The organism is Novosphingobium sp. ST904 (assembly GCF_001298105.1).
Lineage (GTDB): Bacteria > Pseudomonadota > Alphaproteobacteria > Sphingomonadales > Sphingomonadaceae > Novosphingobium.
Window position 1 is genome coordinate 20,712 of the sequence record NZ_LGJH01000130.1, and the last position, 16,424, is coordinate 37,135.

General features: G+C 64.5%; 10 protein-coding genes. 4 read left to right on the forward strand and 6 right to left on the reverse strand.

Annotated elements, in window-relative coordinates; all coding sequences use genetic code 11:
* Positions 1-12: 12 nt before the first annotated feature.
* Positions 13-1,935 (reverse strand): rhamnogalacturonan lyase, encoded by a 1,923-nt coding sequence (locus tag ADT71_RS08150; RefSeq protein WP_255351617.1) that lies wholly within the window; start codon positions 1,933-1,935, stop codon positions 13-15.
* 155 nt (positions 1,936-2,090) lie between these two features.
* Between ADT71_RS08150 and ADT71_RS08155 the strand changes: the two genes are divergently transcribed.
* Complete coding sequence (locus tag ADT71_RS08155; RefSeq protein WP_082370222.1) at positions 2,091-5,264, forward strand: TonB-dependent receptor; 3,174 nt, start codon at positions 2,091-2,093, stop codon at positions 5,262-5,264.
* Positions 5,265-5,338: 74 nt separating this feature from the next.
* On the opposite strand, the gene ADT71_RS08160 is transcribed toward ADT71_RS08155, so the two are convergent.
* From ADT71_RS08160 to ADT71_RS08180, 5 genes are all read right to left on the reverse strand, one after another.
* Positions 5,339-5,851, reverse strand: a complete 513-nt coding sequence (locus ADT71_RS08160) for a DedA family protein (RefSeq protein WP_231635721.1) — start codon at positions 5,849-5,851, stop codon at positions 5,339-5,341.
* Between the two features lie 71 nt (positions 5,852-5,922).
* Positions 5,923-7,440 carry a glycerol-3-phosphate dehydrogenase gene (locus tag ADT71_RS08165; RefSeq protein WP_197282950.1) on the reverse strand — a complete coding sequence of 506 codons (1,518 nt, stop codon included), beginning with the start codon at positions 7,438-7,440 and terminating at the stop codon, positions 5,923-5,925.
* Positions 7,441-7,524: 84 nt separating this feature from the next.
* Entirely contained in the window at positions 7,525-10,230 is a 2,706-nt protein-coding gene (locus ADT71_RS08170; RefSeq protein WP_054436144.1) for a hypothetical protein, read from the reverse strand.
* A 14-nt stretch (positions 10,231-10,244) separates the two neighbouring features.
* Entirely contained in the window at positions 10,245-10,859 is a 615-nt protein-coding gene (locus ADT71_RS08175) for a DUF6250 domain-containing protein (protein ID WP_231635722.1), read from the reverse strand.
* Positions 10,860-10,952: 93 nt separating this feature from the next.
* Entirely contained in the window at positions 10,953-13,736 is a 2,784-nt protein-coding gene (locus ADT71_RS08180) for a TonB-dependent receptor (protein ID WP_231635723.1), read from the reverse strand.
* 433 nt (positions 13,737-14,169) lie between these two features.
* Between ADT71_RS08180 and ADT71_RS33280 the strand changes: the two genes are divergently transcribed.
* Genes ADT71_RS33280 through ADT71_RS08190 form a run of 3 tightly spaced genes read left to right on the forward strand, consistent with a single transcriptional unit; the run spans position 14,170 to position 16,330 of the window.
* Positions 14,170-14,643, forward strand: a complete 474-nt coding sequence (locus ADT71_RS33280; protein ID WP_231635724.1) for a RimK family alpha-L-glutamate ligase — start codon at positions 14,170-14,172, stop codon at positions 14,641-14,643.
* Positions 14,640-15,542, forward strand: a complete 903-nt coding sequence (locus ADT71_RS08185) for a RimK family alpha-L-glutamate ligase (protein ID WP_231635727.1) — start codon at positions 14,640-14,642, stop codon at positions 15,540-15,542. Before ADT71_RS33280 ends, ADT71_RS08185 begins: the two co-directional genes overlap by 4 nt.
* Positions 15,539-16,330 (forward strand): sulfite exporter TauE/SafE family protein, encoded by a 792-nt coding sequence (locus tag ADT71_RS08190; protein WP_054436148.1) that lies wholly within the window; start codon positions 15,539-15,541, stop codon positions 16,328-16,330. The genes ADT71_RS08185 and ADT71_RS08190 overlap by 4 nt, the downstream gene beginning before the upstream one ends.
* Positions 16,331-16,424 lie beyond the last annotated feature (94 nt).

Consider the following 16,424-nt stretch of genomic DNA (forward strand, 5'->3'; position numbering starts at 1 on the left):
GGAATTTCGGGGTCATTTACCCGGCGGCGGCGCACCGAGGTAGAAACCGGTGTGTGGCGGCTGGTTATAGGCCGTGTTCTGCCATGCCACGCCCGCACGATAGACGGGGTCCTGCATCAGTGCGACGAAGCGGTGCATCGTCGGATAAGGCGTCGTGTAGATGCGCAGTTCGCGGTTGTCGGCGCGGCGCCAGATCACTTCCTCGCGCCAGTCGCCGATGAGATCGGCCTGGAGTGCCGGGTTCGCCTTGGTGCCGTTGTTCGATGCAAGCCCTTCAGGGGCGAGAATCGGTGTCGCCACGCCGCGCTCCCAGTCCCATTTGGAAATGGTGGTGCCGTCCAGCAGTTCGCGCAGCAGGTCGCCATCCCACCAGATCGCGAAATTCATCTGGCGCGGGCGTGGGCCGATCGGCTGGCCCTTGGTGTCGAAAAGACGGTCCGAGTTTGAGCCCCAGAACTCCGCGCCGTAATGCCGGGGATCGATGTCGGCGGCGACACCGCGCCCGGTGTCCTGTTCGGCCGGCGTGGTCCAGAGCACTTCGCCGGTCCGCGCGTCGAGCAGGGCGGAGCCAAGCCCGCCATTGCTGCGGATATCCTCGAAGACGCCGAACTTCTCGAGCCCGGGACGCGCCGGGTCGAGGTCGCCGACATGCATCGTGTCGCCGTGGTACAGCGGCCGGGTCCAGAGGCCCTTGCCGTCATCATCGATCGCCATCGAGCCGTAGATCACCTCTTCGCGCCCATCTTCGTCGACGTCGGCGATGGAAAGCTGATGATTGCCGCGCCCGGCGTAGTCACCGTTGCCCGGAGCGGAACTGTCGAACAGCCAGCGCTGGGTCAGTTTGCCGCCGCGCCAGTCCCAGGCGGCAATCGCGGTGCGGGCGTAGTAGCCGCGTCCGAACACCATGCTCGGCAAGTGCCCGTCGAGATAGGCGACGCCGGCAAGAAAGCGGTCGGAACGGTTGGCGTAGCCATCTCCCCATGCGGCAGCGAGCTGTTCCGGCGTCGGATTGCCGCCCGGATAGCGCGGGGGATCGTAAGGTGCAGTAGCCAGCGCCTTGCCGGTTGCGCCTTCGAAAACGGTCAGGAATTCCGGGCCTTTGACGATCCGCCCCTGCATCGGCGCGACCTTGGTGCCATCGGCCAGCACTTTGGCCCCGGTGCGGTCCTGCTGCGGCACTTCGCCGCCGCTGCTGCGCCAGTCCGCCCTGGCGTCGCCCATGACCTTGCCCGTGCCGTCCACGGTGCCGTCGGCGGTTTTCATCGCCACTTCGGCGCGGCCGTCCCCATCGAAATCGAAGACGAGGAACTGGGTATAGTGCGCTCCGGCGCGAATGTTCCGGCCGAGGTCGATGCGCCAGAGCCGGGTGCCGTCGAGGCGATAGGCGTCAAGGAAAACGCTGCCGGTATAGCCGGTGTGGGCATTGTCGTGGCTGTTAGTGGGGTCCCACTTGAGCACGACCTCATACTGGCCGTCTCCATCGAGATCGCCCACGCTCGCATCGTTGGCGGTATAGGAAAAGGCTTCTCCGGCCGGAGTTACACCGTCGGCAGGGGGAACGAGCGGGATCGACAGATAGCCCTTGTCCCACATCATGGCACGCTGCGGGCCCGCGCGATCACCGATGCGCTCCACTGAATAGCTGCTTTGCGGCGTGCCGTGGGCATCGACGAATGTTGTTGCCGCGCCGGCTTTCGTGAGGTGAATCTGCTTGCCGTCACGCAGCACGCGGAAGCGGGAATCCTGCGGATCGTCGGCAAGAAATCGCCAGTTTACAAGGATTCCACCGTCCTTTGCGGGGAGAGCGACGGCCCCCCGGTCCAACCGTTCGGCGGCAAGGCGGCCGGGCGGATTCGCGCCGAGCGCGGGGCCGGTTTCCGCTGCGAGGCAAACAAGCCCGATCATCAGGTTCAGTGCGCGGATTTTGGCCGCCATTTGCAACATCCTCCGGGTTTGGAACCATCGTGGTCCAAATTATAGCATTGCATCCCACATATCGGTTCAATAAGTGTCCGTCTAGAAACTGATTCGATCAGCGACCGGAAAACCGGAACAGACAAGATCGACAGGGGTAAAAGAGGGGATTGGATATGCGTAAGCATGCCGTTGGAAATACGAGGATTTCGCGCACATCGAAGTTCACCGGCCATGCCTTGAGAGGCGTTTCCGGACTGGCTCTGGCAGGAACCCTCGGCGTTTCCCTCCCCGCATATGCTCAGACTAGTTCCGAAGATCAGGGCGCTGTTGCCGAAGAACCGGCCAAGAAGCCGATAGACGACAAGACGGCGGAAAAGATCATCACTACCGCCAACGACATCGTCGTCGTCGGTACGCGGGCCTCGCTGCAATCGGCAACCAACCGCAAGCGCGAAGCGAGTACCATCGTCGATTCCATTGTGGCGGACGATATCGCCAGCTTCCCTGACAAGAACATCGGAGATTCGCTGGCCCGCATCACCGGCGTCCAGCTTACCCGCGATTTCGGCGAGGGAACGGCAGTCTCGATCCGAGGTGTCGAGCCGGACCTCAACCGCGTGGAAATCAACGGCGTCAGCCAGGTCAGCGCCACCGGCAGCCGCGCGGGTGACTTCCGCGAACTGGCGACCGAACTGGTCAAGTCGATCGACGTCTACAAGGGCTATGCGGCCGACCTTACCGAGGGCGGCATCGGCGGCACCGTGCGCGTGGAGACGCGCAAGCCGCTCGACCTGAAGGCCCCGCTGATGACGGGGGTGGTTTCATACCAGAACCTCGATACGGCGGAGACCTGGAAGCCGCGCATGACCTTCGTGGCCGGCACACCGAAATTCCTGATCGACGGCCTCGGCGTGCTGGTGAACGTCACTTACAGTGACGTGGATACCCGGCAGGATTATATCAGCAATACCAACTGGTCGCGCCTTGCCGACTTCGATCATTCGACCGAAAAGACCGTCGCGAACCCGCTTTACGCCAACTACAACACTTACGAGAGCTGCGCCGGCGTAGGCGGGGTGACCACTTCGGCGGCGACCGCCAACCGGCTGGCTTGCGAAACCCAGTTCTTCGACTGGGCACCAACGGTTCCGCGCTATCGTAGCTGGGTTCGCAATGACAAGCGCATTTCCGGCGATCTCGCGCTGCAATACCAGATCGCTCCGAACTTCCGGGCCTATGGCCAGGTGCAGATCAACAAGCGCAACCAGAACCTGCAGGATACCAATTATTCCGTCGACCTGACCCGTGTCGAGCGATTCAACCTCGATCCGGCATTGCCGGCGGGCGCAAACGGCGGAACTTCGCGCCGCCAGGTCCAGCTCGGTACTTCGACGGTCAATGAGAACCATGTCGTTACCAGTGTGCAGACCGCGCTGAATGCCGTGAACATCGGCACGGTGGCCGTGCCCAACTGGAACGGCGCTGCGAATATCGTCGGCGTGCAGCGCCGCGATTTCAGCTACGATCAGGATTCAAAGTACTTCACTGGTGGTTTCCGCTGGGACCTGAACCGCCTGCATATCGATTTCATGGGCTCGCACGCCAAGGCGACCACCGTGTCGGAAAGCAACCTGATCTCGCTTGGCACCAGCGTTGCCGGCATCACCGTCGATCGCAACAACGAGCAGGGAATCCCGGTCTTCACTTTCCCGTCGGAGTTCGATCCCGCCGATCCGGCCGTCTATTCGGACTTCACGCGGACGGGCGCCAACGGGCAGGTCCTGCCGGTCTACGGCCCGGCGCTGCAGTATCGGCCTTCGCAGGCAAGCAATACCGAGGACCAGCTCAAGTTCGATGCGGACTGGGAAATCGATCACCCGATCGTCAGCAAGTTCGAGTTCGGCGGACAGTTCCGCAAGCAGAAGTACGTCAGCTATAACGGCGGCGGCACCCGTCTTATCGACCCGGCGACCCTGACCTACCAGCAGAGCGCCAACGTGTCCTATACGACCCAGATCCAGGACAATCCCGCCCAGATCCGCAACGGCAACACCTGGTATCTGACCCCGGCGCAGTATCAGTCGCTGATTTCCGCAGTCGGCGGCACGCTGGGCGGGGCTCCGCTGTTCAGCGGCCTCAAGAATGCGCCTTCCGGCATTCCCTCCAACATCGCGTTCCCGAATTTCGATGCCGATGTGCTGTCGCAGTATTACGACCTCTCCGGCTTCGACCAGGATCTGGTGCGCAATGCGGACGGCCTCTCGCAGATTCCGGCCTATCTCATCAAGGAGACGGTCTACGCCGGTTACATCATGGCGGATATCGACACCGAGATCTTCGGCATGCGCCTGACGGGCAATGCCGGCTTGCGGTGGACGCAGACCAAGGATCAGGGGCTAGGCACCAACATCTCGCGCGTGACGCGCACGACGGCGACCGGCGGCACCGAAACCGTGGTTATCGCAGCCCAGGAAGCGCGTATTTCCAATACTTACACGGACTTCCTGCCTGCCTTCAACGCCAACTTGGCGATTACGCCGGACCTGTCGCTCCGCGCCAACTACGCCAAGAACCTGGCGCGTCCGCGGCCGACGGATCTGGTGCCGAACATCAACTGCCTCGACGACCAGACACTGACCGGCGCCGAGGATGTCTGCACCGCAGGCAATCCAGACCTCAAGCCCTATCGCGCCGATCAATGGGAAGTGAACCTGGCGTGGTATCCCAACGCCGATACCATGATCAGCCTCGGCTACTACAAGAAGTACGAATCCAGCTTCGTCATCCCGAACGTGGTGCGCAGCGGCGTGGACCTGTTCCACGACGGCATCACCTATACGGTGCGTCAGGCGGTAAACGGCTACGGCGCGCTGCTCGACGGGATCGAGGTAAGCGGCCAGACCGTGTTTACCTTCCTGCCACAGCCCTTCGACGGGCTCGGCCTGACCGGCAACATGACGTATGCCCGCGCAATCCGCACGAACCTGACGAACAGCGCGACGGGTCAGGAACTGAAGGAATATCCGGGGCTTTCGAAGTACACCTACAATGCCAGCGTGTTCTACGACAAGGGCTTCCTGAACGCACGCCTCAGCTACAACTATCGCTCCAAGTGGCTGAGCACCGTGCTGGATGCGGCGAATGGCAATAACCCCTTGTACCGCAAGGCGGAAGGCTATCTCGATGGCAAGGTAACGCTACGGTTCCCGAAGTATCACTTCAACGTTTTCTTCGAGATGCAGAACATCAACAAGGAATACTCGAAGGTCTACATCAACAAGGATATGCCGGTGGATCTCTACTATCCCGGTCGCCGCATGTTCATCGGTGTGCAGGCCAAGCTCTGACCTGAGCCGGAATTTTCGGTATCTGTTGCGGATCGCCCGCTCTCTCCCGATCAGGCAGGGCGGGCGATCCGCATTCAGGCATGGCGGTTCAGTCCGCCGCCTTCGCAACTCGGGCAAGGCGGCGCCGCACGAGAACGATCGTGCCGGCAGCAAGGACCGCCAGCCCCGCTGCGGCTATGGCGACATGTTCGATGCGACCCAGCTTTCCAAAACGCCATTTCTATCGCCTGCCCGAAGGTATAGCCGATAGCTGCAATGACGATGCCCCATACCGTTGCGGCCAGCGCATTCAGGACGATGAAGCGGCGTGCGGGAATGGACGAGGTGCCGATAGCGATGGGGCTCACGGTTCTCAGCCCGTAGAGGAAGCGAAAGGCCAGGATGAAGCCCACCGGGTGCCGCTCGAGCAGCGCGAGCGCACGCGCAAATGCTGGCTTCTCCGACAGCGCGCGTACGGCTGGCCGGGCGCGGAAATGCCGGCCGAGGAAGAAGAAAATCTCATCGGCAAGGAAGGAGCCGATTGCTCCGGCCGCCATCACTCCGCCGATCGGCAGAAGCCCTTGATGCGCGAGCAGCCCGCCCGTCATCAATGCGGTTTCACCTTCCGCGGCAGCGCCCAGCCCTACCGCCAGCAGTCCGAAATGGGCGATGAAGGTTTCTATGGACATTGGCTGCACTGCTTGGCCAGCCAGGCATCCAGCAGGTCGGAGGTTTCCCGTGGCACGTGAAGGCCAAGCTTGCTGCGGCGCAAGAGAATGTCTTCGGCCGTCCGCGCCCATTCCTCGCGCACGAGATACTCGGCTTCGCATTCATGGAGCCCGCCGCCGAAATCCCGGCCAAGGTCGCCGGGGACGCGGGCTGGCCCGAGCCAGGCGGTAGCTTTCGTGCCGTAGGCGCGGGCGATGCGATGAAGCAGGAGCGCCGGCATCAGGGGATAACGGGCCGTCAGATCGGACAGGAACCGCTCGAAATCGGCATCTGGGAAATCACCGCCGGGCAGCACCGTCCCGGCGGTCCATGCACCTCCCATTTCGGGGAAAAGGCCGGATAGCTGCGCCATCGCGTGCTCGGCGAGCTTGCGATAGGTCGTGATCTTCCCGCCGAAGATGCTGAGCACGGGCGGGTGGTTACCGTTCGCCTCCAGATCGAGGACATAGTCGCGGGTAACCGCAGAGGCGTTGCGGGCATGGTCTTCGTAGAGCGGCCGGATGCCGGCGTAACTCCACGCGATGTCGGCGCTCGTGACGCGGCGATCGAAGTAGCGGTTGACCGTGTCGCACAAGTACCGGATCTCCCCGGCGCTGATTTCGGCCTTGGCCGGCGGCCCTTCCCATGCTTCGTCGGTCGTGCCGACAAGGGTGAATTCGTCCTCGTAGGGAATGGCGAAAACGATCCGGCGATCCGGGTTCTGGAGCATGAAGGCGTGTTCGCCCGGGTAGAGGCGCGGCAGGACTACATGGCTACCCTTCACGAGGCGCAGGCCGCGATCGCTGTTGTCTTTACCGATCCGGTGCAGAACGTCCTTCACCCATGGCCCGGCCGCGTTGATCAGCGTTCTGGCCCGAACTTGCCGCTCTTGCCCGTCCTGTTCGAGCGTCGCCAGCCAGTGATTGCCCTCGGCCCTTGCCGAGGCGAGACGGGTGCGGGTAAGAATTCGGGCACCGCGCGCGGCGGCGTCCATGGCATTCAGGACGACGAGGCGGCTGTCGTCCACCCAGCAGTCCGAATAGACGAATGCCCTGCCGGGATCGGGCTTCAGGCCGCTGCCTAACGGAGAGCGGGAGAGGTCAACGCTTTCGGTGCCGGGAAGCTTTCCCCGGGCACCGAGATGATCGTAGAGGAACAGGCCAAGGCGCACCAACCACGCCGGGCGAGGCGACTGCGACTGCGGCAATACGAAGCGCAGCGGGCGAATGATATGCGGCGCCATTCCCAGCAGCCGCTCGCGCTCTATCAAAGCTTCGCGAACCAGACGGAATTCGCCATATTCCAGGTAGCGCAGGCCGCCATGTATCAGCTTGGTCGATGCGGAGGACGTGTGACCGGCCAGATCGTCCTGCTCGACCAGCATCACCGAGAGCCCGCGGCCCGCCGCATCGCGAGCGATGCCCGCGCCGTTCACGCCGCCACCGACGATCAGCAGGTCAAACGTCTGCGGCGCGGTCGAATTCGGCAAGGTGATACGGCGTCTCCTGACTTGGGGCCGACCGTGTCCGCTAATCCGCTCCGTTGCAAGAGCTTCGGGATAGGCGGCAGGTTCTCATTCCACCAGCACGTCGCCGGGCAGGAGTGCGAGATTCTGGATTGCGGCAAGGCCCCACTGGGCCGCGCTGTTGGTCGAGAGGCCGGGGATTTCCACTTGCCCTTCCGCGACATTGTGCGCTGCCAGATCGGCGGGCAGATCCCGGTCGTGGAACTCTGCCCAGGCGCGTCTTGCCAGTGCCCTGTCGCCCAATGCATGGGCCGCATAGGCGGTGAGGCGCGAGTGGGCCTGGCGCAAGTTGTGCCCGCGCGGAGGTTCGCCGAAGCGGCGCTCCCAGTCAGCGGCGGGGGCATTGTACCAGGCGCAGTAGTCGATCCAGGCGGCGCGGTAGCGGGGGGTATCTACCAGCGGGAGCACTTCGGCCATGATCTCCACCACGCCGAACACCGCATTGAGGTGGCTGACGCTGATCTGGTCGCCGCCCGAGACGAAGCGGCCGCTGGCGAGGTCGAAGTTGGCGCCGCCCGCCCACCATTGACGTGGCAGGGCGGCGATGCTGTCCATCCCGGCGACGATGCGGTCGCGCCAGCGGCGCTCGCCGGTGCGCTCCCATTCGGTGAACCATGCCGCGACAAGACTGCCCCAGCTCGTGCCGAACTGTAGCTGGATCACGCCGTCGGGCAGGTCCTTCGGCTTCGTGACCGCGGCGATGCCGCCGGGCGGCAGAGATTCCGGCGCACGGTCGGCGACCTTGCGGCCGATATCGACTTTCTGAAGCGCCCGGTCGGAATGGACCAGCGCGCGCATGAGGTCACCCACGCGTTCGTCGCCCGTGAGGTAATAATAGATCCGGCGATAGGCGGCATTGGAAACGCGCGGCTGCTTGGAACTGTCGCTCCAGTGCTGGACGCCGTGGCGGGTGCCGAGCCCTGCCCAGGGGCCCATGTGGTAGACGTCGACCTCTCCGGTGTGGCGGGTCATCGCCTCGGCCATGCGGAAAAGACCGGCGCGGCCGGTGCGCAAGTAGCTGTACCAGAGCCACAGGTCGGTCGAGAGTTCGCTGTTGTCCCAGGCATAGCCGCCGATGTCGTAGCGCCACTGATGCCGGTCGGCATCGTAAGTATGCATGACGTCGCCGTGGTTCCAGAAGCCGTACCAATGGCGCCGCTCGATCTCGCCCTGGTAATGGCCGAGCAGCAGGTCGTTCTGACGTTCCACGTCCGCCGCTGCCGGGCCGGTGATCGCGGGTAGAGCCCAGTCTCCGAAGACCCCGGCAGCCCGGATCTGCGCGGGGCTCGCCAGGAGGCGCGGCGGGCGGGCGACGTGGGCGGCGTAGCTTTCCAGCGTTGCGGTATCGGGTGTGGCGGGCAGCGCCCAGAGCCAGAGTTCGTTGGTCCGCGCGATGCCCTTGGCGCAATCCCAGCCCGGCTCGTAGTCCTCGTAGGTCACGTCGAGGCCGCGGTTCTGCGCGGGGTAATCGGTCATGCCCAGCACGTCGCGATAGGAGCGCATGTCCAGCGCCGGAGCATCGGGCGCCCAGAGCCATGCGGTGAGTTCGGCTTCGTCTCCGGCAGCCCCGGCAATGTCGAGCTGGACCGGATGACGCTTCCAGAAGTCCGCCATGCCGATCGCCGCGCCGCCCTGCGGCGAACCGACATAGGCGAGCCCCCGCGCCCGGCGCCCTTCGAGAGACTGGATCGGCGCGCGCCCCTTGCGGGTGCGCTTGGTCACGACGAACCCCTCGGACGTACCCTGAAACAGCCGGAAATCGCCCCAGGCGGGAATGCTGTCGAGGAGCGGCGCGAACTTTTCCGGCAGCGCCGAGATACCCGGTGCGGCGCGGCCGTCGATCTGCGCTTGTCGGAAATCCTCGCCCGGATCGCGGCGCAGTCCGGTCAGCGGGCGCACGGCTTCGGCGAACAGGTTCTTTTCGGTGGCGAGGCGGACGTGCCGGTCATGCAGCGCGCCGCGCATCGGAACGCGGGCCTGCACGCCAAGCCCCGAGAGGAAGTCGCGATCGGCGTCGCCGTCCCAGATGAAGCTGTGCACGATCCGCACGGCGTCGCTGCCGCTGGTGAAGTAGAGCCTCAGGCTGAACGGCAGCCAGGCGCCTTCCTCGCCGGCATGGCTGCCCTCGACCTTGAGCACGGCGCGGACCGGGCCGGATTGCTCGATGGTCACGCTGCCTATGCGGCTGGTGAAATGGCGCTGGGTAAGGGTGTCTGCCTCCTCGCCCGAGGCCGCATCCTGCGCGCGGGCGACCAACGCGACATCGCGCAGGAGCACGCGGCCGTCGCGCTCGGCCGAGGCGATGACCGCGCTGCCCTGACGCGGCACGCGCCAGCATGTCGGGCCGACCTGCACGGCGATGGTTTCGCCCTGTTCCCTGACGGTGACTTTCTCGACCGGTGCAGCGGGGCGTCCGGGGGAGATCTTCACGGTCCGGGGCGCTGCACCGCCGCCAAGCGCATGGCCGCTCCACTTGATCGAACCGTCCGGCCAATAGGCGAGCGGCCAGCTTTGCACCGGCAGCGCGGCGCCTTCATTCGCTTGCGCGGCGAGGTTTCCGACCTGGCGCAAGACCCCGCGCGGCCAGGGAACGCCGAAGCTCTGGCCGCTGTCCCAACCCGGTGCCTCGCCATCGAGCCAGTGCAAGTCCGCATCTGGAGCCAAGGGCGAGGCGGCGAGAAGGCGGCCCGGAAGGGACAGGGCGGCGCCTCCGAGGAGACCGGCGCGCAGCAGCGCGCGACGTGAGCAGGGCATGACGGATCCTGGATTCAAGCGAGGCGGGAAACGGTGAAGTCGCGAATTCTGAGATGGCTTGCGGTGGTGCGCAGCGCGAAGTGGCCGCTGGCCAGCGGTGCCGGATCGTCGAAAGCGAAAAGCTGCCGGTCGCCCCGGAAGAAACCGATCCGCGCGCCGTCGGCCGTGAGACGGATGCGCTGCCAGCGGTTGCCGACAAGCATGTCCTCCGCGCCGCGCCGGTCGTTCTGCGGCAGCAGCGGGCGAATGCCGGGCGTTCCGACATAGCGGCGAAAGCGCGTGGTTGAATTGCCGTTTCCGCCGAGGCCGACATAATAGGTTTCGAGGTCGTCGTAGTCCTCGAACCTGCCCGTGCGCGGGCGGGCCAGTGCGTTGCCTTTCGGCGCTGCCCGGTCCTGCGCCATCCAGAAGCAGTTGAGGTCGCTCACCCGGTCATGGGCGCCGCCTTCGGAGACCGCCTGCGCTTCGTAGTCGATGGCGATACGGCCTGCGAGGCGCGGCAGGAACCAGAGCGTCAGTCCTGCCGGTGCCTCGATATCGAGCACACCGCCGGTAGCGGACACGCGCGCCGGAGCCTCCGCTTCGATCCGCCATTGGCCGAGGCCGTGGCGGAAGCGGTCCGAGAACATCGTCCGCTGCCCGCCCCGCGTGAAGGCCGACCGGCAGGAGACATGCTCCCGCCAGCCCCGTCATCATCGCGCGCCGGGAAAGTGCCCGTGCGCTCACAGCTTGGCCCGTACGCCGAAGTAGACGCGGCGGCCGTAAGTCTCGATCACGTTGCGGCGGTAGATGCTGTTGGCGTTCTCGATCCGGGTGGAATCGGTGAGGTTCACGCCCTCCAGGAACACCGAGACATGCGGGTTGATGACATAGCTTGCCGAGGCGTCGAACTGGCCGAAGGATTCGCCGAACGAGGGGTTATTGCCGCGATCGACGGCGTTGATCAGGTAGCGGCTGCGCCAGTTGTAGGACCCGCGGATGGCGAAGCGGCCGTCGTCGTAGAACACCGAGGCGTTGTAGCTGTTGCGCGAAACGCCCGGGAACGGCAGGGAGCCGCCGGTGAAGTAGTCCTTTCCTTCATAGCCGCTGTCGCTGTTGAAGGTGTAGTTCGCGGTCACGCCCAGGTTGCTCAGCAGGCCGGGCAGGAAGTCCAGCCCAAGCTGCGCGCCTGCCTCGAAACCCTGAATGGTGACATGCTGGGTGCCGTTGACCGGAAGCCTTATGGTGTAGACCTGCCCGTCGATCTCCTCTTCCTGGCTCTGCGTGTCGATGAACGACTTGATGTCCTTGCGGAAAGCCGTGACCGAGACGTAGTTGGTGCGCGACAGGTAGTATTCGAAGCCGAGGTCGTACTGCCAGGCGCGGTAGGGCTTGAGGCCCGGGTTACCGCGCGAGCCCGTGAGCGCCACGGAATCCAGCCTGACGTTGGGCGCCATCTGCGAAGGGGCAGGGCGGGCGAGCACATCCGAAGCGGTGGCGCGAACCACCAGCTTGCGCGGGATCACTTCGGAGCGCAGGTTCAGCGAGGGCAGCAGGACGGTATATTCGCCGGTGTAGCGGGCGGGCGTGATGACACCGTCCGTGCTCTGGCTACCGCTGGAAACCGTGCGCGTATGGACGAGGCGCGCACCGACCACGCCCGAAAGGTCAAAGCCCAGATCAAGGTTGAACGACCCCTGGAAGTATCCGGCGATCGTGCTCTCGCGGACCTTGTAGGTGTCGAGCGGTGAAATGCTGGTGTAGGGATCGGGAATGCCCACCTCATTGGCGAGATTGTCGCCAAGGTTCCACCAGCGATCGATGCCGGAGAAGCCGAGGTCGCCGGTCTTGAAGAAGCTGCCGTCACCCATGCCGCCGTAAGTGTTCAGCAGGTCCTGAATTTTGGCGAGCTGCGCGGCCGGGGTGGTGGTGGCGAGAACCTGCGTGCCGGTTACGCCCGAGCGGGTCAGCGTGGTCTGCCCGGTGATGCCGTTCAGCGTATAGACCGCGTTCTGGAAGCGGCTGCTGGACACCAGCTGGTTAAGCTCGACGCCGCTCTTGAGCGAGGTCAGGAAACCGCTTTCATCGGGCTTGTACTCGGCATCGAACTTGGCGCCGGTCTCGCGCTGCTTGTTGAGGCGCGGGCGTGCCTCGACCGAGAGGGTATTGATGCCTTCGGTCGTGGTGGTGTCGATCGGCAGGATGATGTTCGGCGCGTTCTGCGGGTTGTTGTAGTCGATCGTGATCCACGGCAGAGCGTCCTTGCCGGAAACCGAGGCGGTCACGTCCACTTCGTCGTTAAGCACGCGCGAGGCGGCATAAGTGCCGCGTGCCGAGAGCTTGAACTTGCCGGTGGTCCACTCGGCACCGAGAATGCCGTTGAAAGTGCGGCGGTTGAGGCTGCCGATCACGCTGCGGTAATTCACGCTCGGCCCGGAGCCGGGGTTCGAGCTGTTGACGAAGGTCACGGTCTGCGCGGTCTCGTCGCGAATGACGACACCGGTGGGATCGATGCCGCCGTTCGCCACGGATTGCGTGGTGCTGAGCTGGAGGTACTGGTCGTCCGACGTGGTGTCGCTGCGGGTATAGGTGCCTTCGACATAGGCGCGGAAATCGTCGCTGGGCCGCCATTCAAGGATGCCGTTGAGGGCATAGCGCTTGGTCGGCTCGGTTGCGGTGATGTAACGCGGGATGTCGGGGTAGAAATCACCGAAGCCGCTGCCGTCGAGATCGACACAGCGCGCCTGGTTGCGGCCGGAGAGGCAGTTCTGCGCGGCGGGGGTGGCGGGCTGGGTGGTTTCGACCTGTCGCCACCCGGTCGTGCGCGCCTGGTCGTAGCGGATCGTGGGTTCTTCGTAAGTGCCTGAGAGCAGCACGCCGATGGTGTCGTGGGCAAAGAGCTTCGAGCCGATCACCGCGAACTTGGGGTCTACCTTGTCGGCCAGTTCGTTGTAGATGCCCTGGGCCGAGCCGGCGAGGTAGCCTTCCTTGCTGTCGAACGGGCGGCGGGTGATGATGCGCACGGTGCCGCCGAGGCCGCCCTCGGTCATGTCCGGCGTGGCGGACTTGAGCACTTCGAGGCGCGAGACGAATTCCGCGGGAAGATCGCGGAAATCGACCGCGCGGTTGCTGCCGTTGCCGGCTGCCGCCGCGATCGAGGTGGAAAGCGCTGACTGGCCGTTGATCTCGACGCGGTTGAGCGAGGCATCGGCGCCGCGAATGGTGATCGCCTGCCCTTCGCCGCCGCTGCGGGTGATCTGGACGCCGGTAATGCGCTGGAGGGCCTCGCCGATGTTCTTGTCCGGGAACTTGCCCACGTCCTCGGCCGAGATGGCGTCGACGACTTGTGCGGAATCGCGCTTCACGGCCAGCGAGTCAGCCAGGCTCTTGCGGATGCCGGTGACGATGATGTCGGCGCGCGAAGTGTCGTCAGCGGCGGTTTCTCGCGTGTTCTGCTGCTGCGCATCCTGTGCGAAGACCGAGGTGCTGGTGAGGAGAAGCGCAATGGCTCCGGTGAAACGATACACGACAATGTGCCCCTTTTTGTCGGACTAAAAAGCGACGTCGGGCTAATCTCTACCGATTTGGTTGACAAAAAAGATTTTCTACGGGCACCGGAAGGCCGTAGGCGTCGGCAATGATAGATGAGCAGGACGAATATATTGCGCCATGCCAATGGCCTGCCCGTTGCGGCAAACCCGCCGATCGGCTCAAATCGTCGTTCGGCGCTGAACAGGTGCATGCTTCAGCACAACTCATAAAAAGATGCGCGAAACGCAATTAAAAGGCTGCATTACGCAAGCCGGGAGTTTGGGCGCTAGTCAGGCCAGGCCCGCGATTGACGCCGTTCTGCAACCGATGCGGCGCTAGAGGTGTTATGCCCTCGTCCAGTCGGCTTCAGCCGACAGGCGGGGCGTGGCCGCAGGAAATGCCGAATTTCGGCCGACAAAGGAGAAGCGATTGCGGGGCTGGGTCCTGTTTCATCGAGAGCTTGATCCGGCCATCCCGGAGGTTCCGGAAATCCTGCGGTTTCAGGAAGCCGCAAGCGCCATGGGCATCGAGCTGCACATTCTCAATCCGCATCGCTTCGATCTCATCGTGGGCGCGGGGGACGATTGGGGCACGAAGTACCAGGGCCATCCGATGGAGCGGCCCGACTTCATCCTGTGCCGTACCGGCGCCGAGACGGACTACTTCACACTGGCACTGCTGCGCCATTTCGAGCGCCGCGGAGTGCGGCTGGTGAACGGCCCTGCAACTATCGAACGGGTGGCGGACAAGCTGCATACGCTCCAGAGCCTGAGCCGGGCGAGCCTTCCTATTCCGCGTACGATCCTGGGCACTTTTCCGATCGACGTCGGACTTGTGGAGCGTGAACTGGGCTTCCCGCTGATCGTGAAGACGCTCAAGGGAAGCGCGGCGCCGGCGTCCTGAAATGCGAGGACCGCGAGCAGTTCGAGGATCTTGCGGGCTTGCTGGAAAGTGCCGAGGCCAAGGCCGATTTCATTCTCCAGCACTATGTCCGTGCCAGCCATGGCCGCGACGTGCGCGTGCTAGTGGTGGGAGGCCGCGTGGTGGCGGCCATGGAACGGCGGTCGATGACGGGCGGTTTCAAGTCCAACGTTTCGCTGGGAGGCGTCGGGGTGGCGTACAACCCGCCACCCGAGATGGCCGAGCTTGCGGTGCAGGCGGCCGACGTGCTGGGCCTCGACGTGACCGGGATCGACATCCTGTTCGACGAGGACGGCTATCGTATCTGCGAGGCGAATTCGGCGCCGGGGTTCCAGGGCCTCGAACGCGCCAGCGGAATGGACGTGCCTTCCGCCATTCTCGAATGGATCAGGTCGACGCAGGACGCGCCTGCCGAAACGCCGGTACCGGCCGAAAGCAATGCCTTGGCCGAACTTATGTTCGGCGGCCGCACGGGCCTTCGGTCGATCAGCGATCGCAACGCCGATCCCAGGCGCTTCGCCCGCGCAATCGGTCTCAGGATGATCGCCGCCGGGGTCAACTGTCTTGCCCATGCCGCGATCCCGGCACCTCTGGTTGACCGGAAGAGCCGCACCAGCCTTGGTCTTCGCACCTTGTTCGAGGGCCGGGTCCGCACCGATCTGTCGGCGCTGGACGATCTCGAACAGGAGCGGACCTTGCTGGTCGTGCTGGGCGTGGCGATCTGGGCGGCGGTGCTTCCCTGGCTTGCCGGGGCGGAAGCTGCCCTGAGCGGGCTCCTTTCGGTGATCGCGCTGAGCTTCCCCATGCTGTTCCTGTTCACCGCGCCGGCCGGACGCTTCGGCAAGCCCGCCTCCCAATTGCGACGGAAGATGCGCCGATGATCGACCCGGCTACGATACCCTGGTCCGACCTGATCCCGTTCATCCTGATAGGCTTCGCCGCACAGACCGTGGACAGTGCGCTGGGCATGGCCTTCGGTGTGATCGGCAATTCCTTGCTGATGCTGCTGGGCATGCCGCCCGCGCTGGCTTCCTCGGTGACACATACCGTCGAAGGTTTCACCAGCGGCGCTTCCGGCGTTGCGCATGTTCTCCAGCGCAACGTCGACTGGTCGCTGTTCGCGCGGCTGGTGATCCCCGGTATCGCGGGCGGGCTCTGCGGTGTCTGGCTCCTCTCCGTGGTGAGCCTGACCATCGTTCGGCCTGCGGTGTTCGTCTACCTCGCGGCCATCGGGGTCTATCTTATCTGGCGCGGAGCAAGGCGCCCGCAGGCCTATCGCCGGATGAAGCTGGTCGGTCCGCTGGGGCTGGCCGGTGGCTTCCTCGACGCGGTAGGCGGCGGTGGCTGGGGGCCGGTGGTGACCGGCAACCTGCTGGCGCAGGGCATGACGCCGCGCATGGCGATCGGCACGGTGAATGCCGCAGAGTTCTTCGTCACCGTTACCGTCCTGTCGGCATTCATCGGCAAGCTGGGCTTGCAATCCTTCACGATCGCCGCCTCGGGGTTGCTGATCGGCGGGATCGTGGCGGCGCCGGTTGGCGCGCTCGTGACGCGGCGCCTTTCCTCGACGAGCCTGCTGAGAGGTGTCGGCAGCGTCCTGATAGCGATCAGCCTCGTCGGGCTGCTCTCGCTGATGTTCGGGGCGATCCCGGTATTCGCCCGCTTCTAAGCGGATCCACCCGGCGGATACGTCAAATGCCCCATCCTGGGTGCGGCGAAGATTCGTATGAATATCGCGATGATTATTCATACTCAATCGGCGG

What these genes read in the sequence shown, in the direction of transcription:
- ADT71_RS08150 (WP_255351617.1), bottom strand. Translation starts at nt 1,935, where the DNA reads ATGGCGGCCAAAATCCGCGCACTGAACCTGATGATCGGGCTTGTTTGC.
- ADT71_RS08155 (WP_082370222.1), top strand. Translation starts at nt 2,091, where the DNA reads ATGCGTAAGCATGCCGTTGGAAATACGAGGATTTCGCGCACATCGAAG.
- ADT71_RS08160 (WP_231635721.1), bottom strand. Translation starts at nt 5,851, where the DNA reads ATGACGGGCGGGCTGCTCGCGCATCAAGGGCTTCTGCCGATCGGCGGA.
- ADT71_RS08170 (WP_054436144.1), bottom strand. Translation starts at nt 10,230, where the DNA reads ATGCCCTGCTCACGTCGCGCGCTGCTGCGCGCCGGTCTCCTCGGAGGC.
- ADT71_RS08175 (WP_231635722.1), bottom strand. Translation starts at nt 10,859, where the DNA reads ATGTTCTCGGACCGCTTCCGCCACGGCCTCGGCCAATGGCGGATCGAA.
- ADT71_RS08190 (WP_054436148.1), top strand. Translation starts at nt 15,539, where the DNA reads ATGATCGACCCGGCTACGATACCCTGGTCCGACCTGATCCCGTTCATC.